This window comes from Pseudomonas sp. BF-B-30 (genome assembly GCF_019956305.1).
GTDB lineage: Bacteria > Pseudomonadota > Gammaproteobacteria > Pseudomonadales > Pseudomonadaceae > Aquipseudomonas > Aquipseudomonas jessenii.
Genome location: NZ_JAHBDG010000066.1, coordinates 44,125 through 56,974, shown reverse-complemented (window position 1 = coordinate 56,974; position 12,850 = coordinate 44,125). Strand labels below are relative to the sequence as shown.

14 protein-coding genes are annotated in these 12,850 nt (G+C 60.8%); all 14 read right to left on the bottom strand.

The features are described 5' to 3' along the window. Positions 1–4 precede the first annotated feature (4 nt). Entirely contained in the window at positions 5–1,015 is a 1,011-nt protein-coding gene (locus tag KGB29_RS25080; protein ID WP_154861095.1) for a FecCD family ABC transporter permease, read from the bottom strand. Next, positions 1,012–1,971: an ABC transporter substrate-binding protein gene (locus KGB29_RS25075; RefSeq protein WP_154910373.1), complete on the bottom strand. Its 960-nt coding sequence runs from the start codon at positions 1,969–1,971 to the stop codon at positions 1,012–1,014. Before KGB29_RS25075 ends, KGB29_RS25080 begins: the two co-directional genes overlap by 4 nt. Continuing rightward, a complete protein-coding gene (locus tag KGB29_RS25070; RefSeq protein ID WP_154861093.1) occupies positions 1,968–2,756 on the bottom strand; it encodes an ABC transporter ATP-binding protein in 789 nt (262 codons plus the stop codon). Before KGB29_RS25070 ends, KGB29_RS25075 begins: the two co-directional genes overlap by 4 nt. A gap of 156 nt (positions 2,757–2,912) precedes the next feature. After that, positions 2,913–4,292 (bottom strand): PepSY-associated TM helix domain-containing protein, encoded by a 1,380-nt coding sequence (locus KGB29_RS25065; protein ID WP_154910374.1) that lies wholly within the window; start codon positions 4,290–4,292, stop codon positions 2,913–2,915. Between the two features lie 111 nt (positions 4,293–4,403). Then, positions 4,404–6,521, bottom strand: a complete 2,118-nt coding sequence (locus KGB29_RS25060; protein WP_154910375.1) for a TonB-dependent copper receptor — start codon at positions 6,519–6,521, stop codon at positions 4,404–4,406. Between the two features lie 192 nt (positions 6,522–6,713). Continuing rightward, the gene (locus KGB29_RS25050) at positions 6,714–7,157 is read right to left on the bottom strand and encodes a DUF2946 domain-containing protein (RefSeq protein WP_150813569.1); all 444 of its coding nucleotides are present in this window, start codon (positions 7,155–7,157) and stop codon (positions 6,714–6,716) included. A 21-nt stretch (positions 7,158–7,178) separates the two neighbouring features. Next, the gene (locus KGB29_RS25045) at positions 7,179–7,658 is read right to left on the bottom strand and encodes a copper chaperone PCu(A)C (protein WP_154910376.1); all 480 of its coding nucleotides are present in this window, start codon (positions 7,656–7,658) and stop codon (positions 7,179–7,181) included. Positions 7,659–7,705: 47 nt separating this feature from the next. After that, positions 7,706–8,104 carry a DUF2946 domain-containing protein gene (locus KGB29_RS25040; protein WP_154910377.1) on the bottom strand — a complete coding sequence of 133 codons (399 nt, stop codon included), beginning with the start codon at positions 8,102–8,104 and terminating at the stop codon, positions 7,706–7,708. Between the two features lie 110 nt (positions 8,105–8,214). Further along, positions 8,215–8,538, bottom strand: a complete 324-nt coding sequence (locus KGB29_RS25035; RefSeq protein ID WP_008016808.1) for a DNA-binding protein — start codon at positions 8,536–8,538, stop codon at positions 8,215–8,217. Positions 8,539–8,542: 4 nt separating this feature from the next. Then, positions 8,543–8,878, bottom strand: coding sequence for a type II toxin-antitoxin system RelE/ParE family toxin (locus KGB29_RS25030; RefSeq protein WP_057712177.1), 336 nt, complete (start codon positions 8,876–8,878; stop codon positions 8,543–8,545). A gap of 56 nt (positions 8,879–8,934) precedes the next feature. Further along, entirely contained in the window at positions 8,935–9,660 is a 726-nt protein-coding gene (locus KGB29_RS25025) for a cobalt-precorrin-6A reductase (protein WP_154910378.1), read from the bottom strand. Beyond that, positions 9,657–10,754: a cobalt-precorrin-5B (C(1))-methyltransferase gene (locus tag KGB29_RS25020; RefSeq protein ID WP_154910379.1), complete on the bottom strand. Its 1,098-nt coding sequence runs from the start codon at positions 10,752–10,754 to the stop codon at positions 9,657–9,659. Before KGB29_RS25020 ends, KGB29_RS25025 begins: the two co-directional genes overlap by 4 nt. Next, on the bottom strand, positions 10,747–11,958 hold the full coding sequence (gene cbiE, locus KGB29_RS25015) for a precorrin-6y C5,15-methyltransferase (decarboxylating) subunit CbiE (protein WP_154910380.1): 1,212 nt from the start codon (positions 11,956–11,958) through the stop codon (positions 10,747–10,749). The genes KGB29_RS25020 and cbiE overlap by 8 nt, the downstream gene beginning before the upstream one ends. Positions 11,959–12,096: 138 nt before the next feature. Next, on the bottom strand, positions 12,097–12,744 hold the full coding sequence (locus KGB29_RS25010) for a hypothetical protein (RefSeq protein WP_154861088.1): 648 nt from the start codon (positions 12,742–12,744) through the stop codon (positions 12,097–12,099). Positions 12,745–12,850 lie beyond the last annotated feature (106 nt).

Genomic DNA, 12,850 nt, shown 5'->3' with positions numbered 1-12,850 from the left:
TACGTCAGCAGCGACGCATCAGGCCGATAAAGAACAGCCCGCCAATCGCCGCGGTAGCAACGCCGATAGGCAAGTCTTCCGGGGCGATCAGCGTGCGGGCAGCGACATCGACCCACATCAGGAATACGCTGCCGAGCAACAGACAAACCGGCAGCAACCGACGATGTTCGGCCCCCACCAGTCGACGCGCAATGTGCGGCACCATCAGCCCGACAAAGCCGATGGAGCCGCTGATCGACACCAGCACTCCGGTCATCAGCGAAGCGATCACGAACACTCGCAGACGCACCGCACGGGCATTCAGGCCCAGGGTGACGGCGGTCTGTTCTCCGGCCATCAATGCGTTCAGCGGTCGTGCCATGCCGAGCAACAGGACCAGTCCGAGCAACACACTCAGTGCCGGCAGCGTGAGCAGCTCCCAGCGTGCCAGGCCGAGGCCGCCGAGCATCCAGAACATCACGGCGGAACTGGCGCGATGGTCGCCCATGAACAGAAGCAGATTGGCGATCGCCATCATCACGAACGAGACCGCCACGCCGCACAGCAGCAACCGGTCACTGTCCAGGCGCCCGTGGCGACTGGCGATCATCAGCACCACCAGCATGCTCAGCAATGCTCCGATGAACGCGGCGATCGGCAACGTCAGCAGGCCGCCGATTTCGCCGACATGCAATATCACAATCACCGCACCGAGTGTGGCGCCGGAGGTGGCGCCGAGCAGGTGCGGATCCGCCAACGGGTTGCGTGTCACTGCTTGCAGCACCGCGCCGATCAGTGCCAGGCCGGCGCCCACCAGAGCGCCGAGCAACATGCGCGGGACGCGGATCAGCCAGACGATGTGATCCTGGCCGGCGCTCCAGTCCTGCGCGCCGATGCCGAACAGCTTGTGCAGCAGGATCCGCCACACCACGTCCACCGGCACCCGGGCCGGGCCGAAGCCCAGCGACACCACGCACGACACCAGCAGCACGGCGCCCAGGGCGATCAGCAGCAGCGCAAAACGACGATTGATCATTCGCCGTGGAAACCTTTGGCGAGGGTTGCCGCTGCCAGCACATTGTCGATACCCGGCGTGGCCTGCACGTAAGGGATGACGATGAAACGCTGGTTCCTGATCGCGTCCACCGATTGCAGCGCCTTGTTATTCAGCAGGAACCGGATCTTCTGCTCTGCGGTGATTTCGCTGTAGTCGACGATCACGATCACCTGCGGATCGCGCTCGACCACGGTCTCCCAATTGACCCGGGTCCAGCTCGCGTCGACATCATCGAGAATGTTGTGCCCGCCAGCGGCATCGATCAGCGCTTGCGGCATGCCGAGGCGCCCGGACGTCATGGCGCGGTCTTCGCCGCTGTCGTAGAGAAAAACCCGCGGCTTTTCTGCCGGCAGGTTCTTGCCGATCTCTGCGATCTGATTCTGCATGTCGGCGATCAGCGCGTTGGCGCGGTCCTGCACATCGAAGATTTTGCCGAGGTTGCGCAGGTCGTTGTAAGTGTCTTCCAGGGTCGCGGCAGGGCGCTTCATCACGAAGGCGCAGGACTCGGTCAGTTCATACACATTGATGCCCAGCGGCTGCAGGGTTTGCGGCGTGAGATCGCCACCGACGCGCATGCCGTAGTCCCAACCGGCGAAGAGAAAATCGACGTTGGCATCGAGCAGGGTTTCCACCGACGGGTACTTGGCCGCCAGTTCCGGCAGGCCGTCGAGAATGGTCTGCATCTCGGGCGTCACGGCCTTCCAGCCACTGATGCCACTGTAACCGGCCATCCGTGGTTTGAGGCCGAGGGCGAGCATCATCTGGGTCATGTTGATGTCGTGGCTGAGCGCATGTTTTGGTGCCTGCTTGAAGGTCACTTCGCGGTTGCAACTTTTGATTGTCAGCGGGTAACGGGTGGCTTCGGCCAATGCCTGGGTGCTGCCCAGCAGCATCGCGAGAGAGAGGCAGGAACGCAGCAGGGAACGCAAAGTCATGGTTGGGTTATCCAGGTGATTCGTGGGTAGCCGTGCAGTGGATGTTCATCGATCAGTGCTTGGACGCCGAACACATTGCGCAGCAGCGCAGCGGTCAGGACTTCTTTCGGCGTGCCGCTGGCGACGATACGACCATGGTTGATCACGTACAGTCGATCACAAAAGGCCGCCGCCAGATTGAGGTCGTGGATGCTCGCCAGGGTGCCGATATTCAAGCGCTTGACCAACTTCAAAAGCTCAAGCTGATAACGCGGGTCGAGGTGGTTGGTCGGCTCGTCAAGGATCAGCAGTTGTGGTTGCTGGGCCAGGGCGCGGGCGAGGATGACCCGCTGTTTTTCACCACCGGAGAGAGTGGCGAACCCGTGGTCTTCGAAGCCCTTGAGGCCGACGGATTCCAGGGCCTGATTGACCAGGTCGCGGTCTTCAAGGGTGTCGCCATCGAACAAGCCTTTGTGCGGCGTGCGGCCCATGGCGACCACTTCCTCGACAGTCAGGCCGAAGGCATCAGGGAACTCCTGCAACACCACGGCGATGCGTTGCGCGCACCAGCGCGAGGAGTGCTTCCAGACGTTCTGGTGATCGAGTCTGACCTCGCCGCTTTCCGGTTGATTGAAGCGCCAGGCACACCGCAACAGGCTGGTCTTGCCACTGCCGTTGGGGCCGATCAGCCCGACGAACTCACCGGCGGCCACGTGTAGCGAGGCGTCACGCAGCTGGAATTGGTGGTGGCAATGGCCGTGACCCAGTGGGGACCAGGCAAGGTTTGTCAGATTCAGCGAGGTCATGCAGTGACTCTTGAGGTGATGCTGATGGCCCCATCGCGGGCAAGCCCGCTCCCACAGGTCTTACGCAATCCCTGTGGGAGCGAGCTTGCTCGCGAAGGGGCTGAGGTGATGCGCGGGGAGTTTACAGTGCCTTTCGCCCGGCGCATCTCGCCTGTTTCAAGATGAAGATGAAGCCGACTCAGTTTGCCGGGTAAAGCGCGACAGCAGCACGCGATCGAGCACCCACACCGCCACCAGAGAAGCACCCACCAACGGGAAGGCCACTGCCAGGGCGAACATGATCACCATCGCGGTTTTCCATTTTGGCAGGTCATGGCGCAGCGGCGGCACGCCGAGTTTTCCTTGCGGACGGCGCTTCCACCAGATCACCACGCCGCTGACCGCGCTGAGCAAAATCATCAGGCAGATCAGCAACACGACGATCTGATTGAACACACCGAACATCTTGCCCTCGTGCAGCATCACGCCGATTTCCGTGGCGCGGGCGACGGTGCCGTACTGCTCGAAGCGTACATCGGCCAGGACCTTGCCGGTGTACTGATCGATGTGCAGCGTGGCGTCATTGCGTGGGTCGTCGGCGAATACGGCGATGGTGAACACGCCGGTCGCGGTGGTCGGCAGGGTGATGCTGTAGCCCGGTTCGACTTTGCGCTCTCTGGCGATGTTTTGTACGTCCTGCAGGCGGATGGTCGGCGATGCCGGACCGGCCGCTGCGCCGTCGTGGGCCATGTGCTCGGCATGGTCGCCGGACATCGGCATCGGGGTGTTTTCCATGGCCCACGGCACGCTCTGGCGGGTGGCGGTGTTGAGGCTGCGTGCCTCGACGTCGGACTTCGGCACGTCATCCCACATGGCCGCCGGGAACACGTTCCACACTTCGGCGTATTGCTTGCCCCAGAAACCGGTCCAGGTCATGCCGCTAAGCAGCATCACCAGCAGCAGGGACGCGCCCCAGAACCCGGTGACTGCGTGCAGGTCGCGCCACAATACGCGACCTCGACTGTTCAGGCGTGGCCACAAAATGCCTGCCGCCTGACCGCGCGGCCACCACAGGAAAATGCCGGACACCACCAGCACCACGCCCCATCCGGCGGCCAGTTCGATCAGCCGATCGCCAACGGTGCCGATCATCAGCTCGCCGTGAATCGACCGGGCGATGGCTTGCAGGTTCTTCTTGGCATCTTGTTCACCGAGGATGTCACCGTGGTACGGATCAACGAAAACGTTCAGCTCCTTTTCATCGTTGAGCACGACAAACTGCGCGCTGCGCTCGGCATTGACCGGCGGCAGGTACTGGGTGACCTGACCTTGTGGGTAAGCCGTTTTCACCCGTGTCAGCAGGTCGTCGGCCGGGACGGTGTGATGACCGGCCGGGACGTTGAGCAGGCTGCTGTACATCAGCGAGTCGAGCTGCGGTTTGAACAGGTAGACGGTGCCGGTCAACGCCAGCATCACCATGAATGGCGCAACGAACAATCCGGCATAGAAATGCCATCGCCAGGCCAGGTTGTAGAAATTCACTTTGGGCTGTTTCATCACGTGTGCTCCGCTTGGCTGGATCTTTTAGTTGTTTGTTTTTGCGGTTGCTGCGCAACCGATCGCGAGCAAGCTCGCTCCTACAGGGGAGCGGGCTTGCCCGCGATGCTCTTAAAAGCTCATGTCCACCTTGGTCCAGAGCGTGCGCCCCGGTTCCTTGATGGCTTGCGGGTCATTGGCCGGGTAGCCGAAACCGGCGTTGCCGGCCAGGTTCAAGTGTTCGGCGTAAGCCTTGCCGAACAGGTTGTCGACGCCGCTGCTGACCTTCCAGTTGCTGTTGATCCGATAGGCACCGTTGAGGGAGAACACGCCGAAGCCCGGCGTCTTGTCGAAGTCCTTGCCGACCACGTTGCCCTTGTTCTGGTCGATACGGTTTTGTGCGGCGACCACTCTCCACAGTGCGCCGGCGCTCCAGTTGTCTTCGCTGTAGGTCAGGCCGAAACGCGCATCCAGCGGCGGCATTTGCGGCAGCGCAGTGCCATCGCTGCTGTTCTTGCCCCAGGCGTAGGCCAGGGTCGCGTCGGCTTTCCAGTTGTCGGTGAAGTTGTAAGCGGCGCCCAGTTCGCCGCCCATGATTCGCGCGTCGATGTTTTCGGCTTGCGAGGTCGTACCCATCATTGTCGGGGTGTAGTTGAACAGGATGTAATCGCGCACCTGCCCGACGTAAGCCGAGGCCCAGGCTTCGAGGTCTTCGGTCTTGTATTGCAGGCCGAAATCGAGCTGGGTGGTTTTTTCCGGTTTGATCGAGTCGAAGGCATTCACCGAACCGGCGGGGCCGGACTTGGGAGAGAAAAGCTCCCAGTAATCCGGGAACCGCTGGGAGTGACCGAGGCCGGCATACAGGGTGGTCGGGCTGTCGGCCAGGTCATGTTCATAGCGGATGAAACCACTCGGCAGGGTGTCGGCGCGGGTGTCGTCGGCGGTCGGGTTCGGGCGGGTCATCATGCCCGAGCCGGTGGTCTGCCGATAATCCTTGGCCGAGACGCGGTCCAGGCGTGCGCCGCTGATCAGGCGGTCACGGTCGGCGGCGTACCAGGTCAATTCGCCGAAGACTCCGTAGTTATGGAAGTCGGCATCCTTGGTGTACGGCAGGTCCTTGTAGGTGTCGACGCCCATGGCGCCGCGCTGGCGATGTTCGTTGGTCTGCGCGTCGATGCCGCTGATCAGTTGCACATCAGTCCAGCGCCAGGTGGCCTTGACCCGGGCGCCGAGGGTGCGGCGGTCGACGTTGGAGGCCATGGGGCCGGCCATCATTCCGGTGCCGGACGGCGTGCGCAGGGTGTAGTTGTCCATCACGTGATCGGCGTAGTTGTAGTAGACCTGCGCCTCGACCTTATCCAGTACCTCGCCGATGTTGGATTGCTCGAAGCGCAGGCCAAGGCTTTCGCGCAGGAACTGCGAGCCGTCCATGCCGCGCCCGGCGTAGCGGGCTTCACCATCGCCACGGCCGGCGGTCAGTTCCAGCAAGGTGTCGGTATTCGGCGTCCAGCCGACGGCCACGTCGCCGTTCCATTTGTCATAGCGCGACGCCACGGTGTCGTTGTTGCCGTCCTGGTAGTCGTCGGAGTGCGCGGTGTTGCCGATGACCCGCACATAACCCGATTGTCCACCGGCGGCAGCGTCCACCAGTTTGTCGAAGCGGCCGTTGGAGCCGGCCAGCACGCTGGCGTTGACCCGTGTGCCGAGTGCGCCGAAGTGCTCCGGCTCGCGGTCGAACAGGATAGTGCCAGCCGAGGAACCCGGTCCCCACAGTACGGTTTGCGGGCCTTTGATCACTGTGAGCTTGTCGTAGGTTTCCGGCGAGATGTAGGAGGTCGGGGCGTCCATCCGGCCCGGGCAGGCACCGAGCATCATGCTGCCGTTGGTGAGGATGTTCAGCCGCGAGCCGAACATGCCGCGCAGCACCGGGTCACCATTGGTGCCGCCATTGCGCACCATGGCAAAGCCGGGGATGGTCTTCAGGTAATCGGCGCCATCGCTGGCCGGCACCGGTTGTCGCGGGTCCTTGGGGTTGGTGACGATGGTCAGGGGCGAGCTGGGCGCAACGGCGGTAATCACCGTCGGGCTCAGTTCTTCGGTGTGACCGGCATGATCATCGGCCAGCGCAGAAGGCGCCAGCAATGCACCGCACAGGATGGCGGTGGCGTGTCTGAAACGAACACCGGATTCGTTCAGGGCATAAGAGGCTTGGGCAGGGCTCAAGCACGGGACAGCGGAAAACCTGGACATGACAATTTCCATCGAACAGTCGTAAACGACACGGCCGGCAGCCTGAGGCTGTCCCTGTGGGAGCGGGCTTGCTCGCGAAAGCGGTGTGCCAGACGACATCAACGTTGACTGACACTTCCTCTTCGCGAGCAAGCTCGCTCCCACAGGTTGCTTTGGCTGTCTTGCGGACCGTGTGAAATCAGAAGTGAGTGTTTACGCGACGACGGGCGGGGCGCGGGTACGGGCGCCGGGGAAGAAGGTTGGCCGAGCATGGCCCTGGCGCGCAGAGGGTGTGGTGAAGGTGTTGACGGGCGGGATGACGAAGTTGGCGAAAGACACGCCACCGGTCAGCGCCGGGCAATTGAACAGCAGGCTGCAATAGCCGCATTTTTCCCACAGCACATGGTGCCCCGGGGCTGGCGGGCAATGCTCGGCGGTGGCTTGCGTGCCATGGTCGGCATGCTCCATCGCCGACATGTCCATGCTCATACCCGTAGGCATGTTCATCGACATGGCGCGCGAATCCATCGGCATCGACTGAGAAATCAGCGGACCGATAAAGATCATCAGCATGGCAAACAGGCTGATCCAGCTGCCACGTGTCAGGCTCAATGCCTGATTGCGTGACCTGGATGACCTGGCGCTAAGCGGGCGCATGGGCGTATACAGCGCGGGTGGTTATTGCGCGTGCTTGTGTTCTTGCATGGCGTCCGGCGCCTGCTTCTGCACCGCGACTTCGACCGTCACGTCACCGGACTTCTCGAAGTGCAGCGTCATGGGGAAGCGCTTGCCGTCAGTGAGCAGGCTGCGGTCCTTGAGGCCCAGCAACATCACGTGATAGGCCATGGGTGCGAAAGTGACCTCGCCACCGGCGGGCACTTCCACGCTCGGTACGTGCTGCATTTTCATCATGTCGCCTTGCATCACGTGCTCATGCAATTGCGCTTCGCCCGCAATGGGGGTGTCGACGCTGAGCAGGCGGTCGGCGGTCTTGCCTTGATTGTTGATCACGAAATACGCCGCAACGGTGGGCGCATTGGGCGGCAACTCCTGGGACCACGGATGAGCGATTTCCAGTGTGCCGACCTTGTATTCGTGGGCATTGGCAAAGCAGGCAGGCAGCAGCAACGCAGCCAGAACGACGAATTTGTTCAACATGGCAATTCTCCGGAACGATTTAAAACGCAGTCAATTGCGAGAAAAAATCACACCAGAGGGGACGCGCGGGGGTTGAGACTCGGCCATTGCTGGCGCGGTGACGGGCTTTCCAGAGAGGTGGCAGGCAGGCTTCGGTTGGACTCGAAGTGCGCGAAATACAGTTGTGGCGTATGCCCCGGCAACGCCACCAATGGCGCGGAACCCGAGCAGCACCAGCAATGCTGCATGTTGGAATGATCGTCGCTTTGCGGGGCTTTCTGTTCAAGGTCGCCGATGGAAATCGCCACCATCCTGGTGCCGCTGGAGCTGCAGAAGCTGCCCCACAACAACTGTTCGGCGGATGACTTCGCCGTTTGCGCCATCGCTCCGGACATCGGCATGGCGAGCATGTTGAACAGCACTGCGAAGCAGGCTATCCAGGCAATTGCGAGCCGGTGTCGGGACATGGGACAAAATCCGTTTGGGTGGGCGATCAGGCGCGGGCTATTTAGCCTGATCAGGGCCGATAAGTAAAAAGGCGGCGTGCGGTGTGGTGTCGCAGCAAAAAGACGTCAGCTCAGTGCGCACGTACCGCATGTACTTGTATTTCTACTCCAAGCGTAGCGCGAATTACGGCGAATATTGCAGCCAGGTTGTCCATGCTTGGGTTGCCTTTGGCGGACAACATTCGATGGAGGCTTTTGCTGGGCTTTGCCGTTTCCTTTGCCAGTTCTTCAAAACCAACGGTGGCGTTGATGAGATCGCGCAGGATGATCCGGGCCATTTCGGGTTCGCCGTTAAGAAACAGAGTAGCAGCCTCATCCAACAGTGCCTGGGCGAACTCGGGATCACGTTGGGCACGCTCGGCAATGGTGTGTTTGTAACTTCGGGTGAGCGCCATGACGTTATCTCCGGTGCCGTTCAGTCTTTTTTCGGGATCGAAACTCGGCTATCAGTACTTTCGCTTGTTTGATGTCAGTTTTTTGTGTGGATTTGTCACCGCCACCAAAAAGGATGATCAGGTGTTTCCCTTCTTGAACGAGATAGATTCTATAGCCCGGGCCCCAATTTATCCGGTACTCGCCGAGCCCGTCGAACCACTTGATGTTTGATGTGTTTCCTAACTCAAGGCGCAGCAGCGCGGTGGATACCTTGAGCGCTGCCTGCGCATTCAAGTTGGAAAACCAGTGACTGAAGGGGCTGGTTTCGTTGTCCTGTACGTATTCTTCGAGTGTGATCACAGGCGGCCCTGATGGTAACAAATAGGTTACTTATCATGCAAGCCAATGATCCTGACCTAATGAACGAAGACCGACAACGCGCCAACTGTTTCCTCAGGCGTCAGGAACTCCCGATCAACCCCCGGCAACACCGGCCGCTTCAAGACAATCACCGGCACCCCACGTTCACGTGCGACTTCCAGTTTCGGTTCGGTCGCCGTGCTGCCGCTGTTCTTGCTGATCAGCACGTCGATGTTTCGCCGTTCGAACAACTCGCGTTCATCGTCGATCAGGAAGGGCCCACGTGCGCCAATCACTTCGCAGCGCTCGTTGCCCGGATACACATCCAGTGCGCGCAGGGTCCAGAATTGTTCCGCTGGAATTTCGTCCAGGTGTTGCAGGGGCTCGCGACCAAGGGTGAACAGCGGTCGACGGAAGGGCTTCAGGGCGTCGATCAGTCCCGCCCAATCGCTGACTTCCCGCCAGTCATCACCCGCCTGGGCTTGCCAGGCCGGACGCCGCAGCGCCCAGCAAGGAATGCCGCTCAAGCGCGCGGCGGTCGCGGCGTTCTGGCTGATTTGGGCGGCGTAGGGGTGAGTGGCATCGAGCAGCAGATCGATGCCTTCTTTGCGAATGAATTGCGCCAGACCCTCGGTGCCGCCGTAGCCGCCGACGCGAACCTGGCATTGCAGATCCGTTGGTATCCGACCTACGCCGGCCAGGCTGTAGATGTGCTGCGGTCCCAGCGTGCGGGCAATGGCCATGGCTTCGGTCACGCCGCCGAGCAACAGGATGCGCTTCATTGAAAGGCTCCCGCATGGCCAACGATCCCGCCCTGGCGATCGATGGCGAAGACTTCCACCTGAACCTGCGCCGGCACCACGCTGCGGGCAAATTCCAGGGCGTGCTGACAGACGGCATCGCCCAGGGCAACCCCGGCTGCGGCGGCCATGGCCAGTGCCTGCTGGCTGGTGTTGGCCTCGCGGATGTTCTGCTGCAACGTCGCATCGGCGCCGACCAGCGCCGCCCATAACGCCAGTTGCGGCAAGTCAATGCTCGAATGACGACTGTGCAAATCCATGTGCCCGGCCGCCAGTTTGCTGATCTTGCCGAAACCACCGCACAGGCTGAGTTTATCCACAGGTACTTTGCGCAGGTGCTTGAGCACGGCGCCAACGAAGTCGCCCATTTCGATCAGGGCGATTTCCGGCAGGTTGTAGACCCGGCGCATGGTGTCTTCGCTGGCGTTGCCAGTGCAGGCGGCGATGTGCAGGTAACCGTTGGTTTTCGCCACGTCGATGCCCTGGTGGATCGAGGCGATGTAGGCCGCACAGGAAAACGGCCGGACGATACCACTGGTGCCGAGGATCGACAGACCGCCAAGAATGCCCAGGCGCGGATTCATGGTTTTCAGTGCCAGTGCCTCGCCGTTCTCGACATTGACCGTGACCTCGAAACCGCCGCTGTAGCCAAGCTCGTCAGCCAGTCGGGCCAGGTGTTCGCTGATCATTTTGCGCGGCACCGGGTTGATCGCGGGCTCGCCGACTCCCAGCACCAGCCCGGGCCGGGTCACGGTGCCGACACCGCGACCGGCCTTGAAGCGCGTCCCCGGTTCGCTGCTCAGGCGCACCTGGGAGTAGAGCAGGGCACCGTGGGTCACGTCCGGATCGTCACCGGCATCCTTGAGGGTTCCCGATTCGGCGCCGTCCTCGGTGAGGCGGCAGAACTCCAGGCGCATCTGCACCTGTTTGCCCTTGGGCAACACGATTTCCACCGCATCGGCCGATGTGCCAGCCAGCAGCAGACGCGCGGCGGCGAGGCTGGTGGCCGTGGCGCAACTGCCGGTGGTCAGGCCGCTGCGCAGAGGGGCGGGGTGTTCGGCGGTTTCGTCACGCATCGAAGGGCTTCGTCACGTCCAGCAAGGTAATCGGCAAGGCCTGGCGCCAGGTGTCGAAGTCGCCCAGCGGTTGGGCCTGGGCGATATGAATTCGCGTCAGCTCCCCGCCGTGTTGCTCGCGCCAAGCCATCAGGGTCATTTCACTTTGCAGTGTGACTGCGTTGGCAATCAGCCGGCCACCGGGTTTGAGTTCGGCCCAGCAGGTATCGAGCACGCCCTCGCGGGTGACGCCGCCGCCGATGAAAATCGCATCCGGCCGCTCCAGCCCGGTCAGTGCCTGCGGCGCGCTGCCGCGAACCAGTTGCAGGCCGGGAACGCCGAGGGCATCGCGGTTGTGTTCGATCAACGCTTGTCGGCCCGCATCTGCCTCGATGGCCAGTGCGCGGCAACCGGGGTGGGCGCGCATCCATTCGATGCCGATCGAACCGCTGCCGGCGCCGACATCCCACAACAGTTCGCCGGGGATCGGGGCCAGGCGCGCGAGGGTGATGGCACGCACATCGCGCTTGGTCAGTTGGCCGTCGTGCCTGAAGGCGGAGTCCGGCAGGCCGGCCAGTCGCGACAGGCGTAGCGTGTTCGGCTCGGCGATGCACTCGATAGCGATCAGGTTCAGGTCGGCGATCACAGGATCGGTCCAGTCATTGGCGATGCCGTCGACACGTCGCTCGGCTTCACCGCCCAAATGTTCGAGCACCGTTATCCGGCTCGGGCCGAAACCACGTTCACGCAGCAGTGCGGCGATGGCGGCGGGGCTGCTACCATCGTTACTCAACACCAGCAAGCGCACACCACTGGACAATTGCGCGTTGAGTGCGGCGACGGGGCGGGCAACCACCGACAACGTGACCACTTCCTGCAAAGGCCAGCCCATTCGCGCCGCGGCGAGCGAGCAGGAAGAGGGAGCGGGCAGAACAAGCATTTCATCGCTGGATAAATGTCGGGAGAGACTGGCACCCACCCCAAAAAACATCGGATCGCCGCTGGCCAGGACGCAAACGGGCTCTCCCTGTTTCGTCAAAACCGGTTCAAGGGCGAAAGGACTGGGCCACAATTGCCGTACGCCGCAGATGCAGGCTGGCAACAAGTCCAGTTGCCGTTGACCGCCAATGATCCGCGTAGCGTTCAGCAGAGCGTGTCGGGCATTTTTGCCAAGCCCCTTGAAGCCTTCTTCTCCAATGCCTACCACTGTCAGCCAGGGGGTCATGCTGTTCCTCTTCTATCAATCGAAGCCAAATCATCACGCTGCCGGTCTGTGTCGACCTGTGCGGTGGTGCATCATAGCGCGGTGTGGATTGAGTTCGCCTGTCGCTGGTGTCTGTAAACGTGATCAGGGCTTATCCAGTTAATGGTTCTTTTTCAGGTCGAATCTCTTCATTCTGATTTCGAGCCGCTTGCGTTCGATGAGCGATCTTTTGCTTTCGAGTATGTTTTTGTCCAGTTTAAGATAAGCACGTTGCTGGATGATTTTTGCAGCGTGATCTTCCATGTTCCAGAATAGAAAACTACTTTTTTTGATCGTGGTAACTAACTCAAGATTAAAGACTGCAATTTCAAGAAACCCCTTTGAGTCGTAGCGTGTGGGTATTACTTGAAAGCGCTCTCCCAGGGAACTTTGTTGGTCCAGTGAATAAAGCGCCGGCTGGTTGGGTTTCAATGCGTCGAGTGTGTCAATCATAGCGTTCCCTTGCCTGCTGTCCGGCATGGTTTGAGCGCTTTGGACCAGAAACTCGGCAATGCTTTTCGAAACGGAGTGTTGAGTGCGGGTGAAGATGGCATCCTGAAAGACAGACCAGCCGAAAAAATTCAACGTCGCAACGTATTCATTCAGCCACGTTGTCGAGTCGGCGAAGCGACTGCCAACCCTGTCTGCGGACTGGGTGGCTATTTGTGTGCAATGGGTGAAGTCGTCGTAATCCTGCAATGAAATTTCTTCGATGCATGAAATAAGGTTGTGGGCAGTCAATATTCCAGTTGTTTTTTCATATATCATTTTTTGTTCCCTTGAAATAGCTGGTTTTTTGCCGTTGTTTTAATTCGGGTTGTGGTGAAAAGTACAAGGGTTGGTGTGTGGTTTAAATATGTCTGGTTGGTTGAAT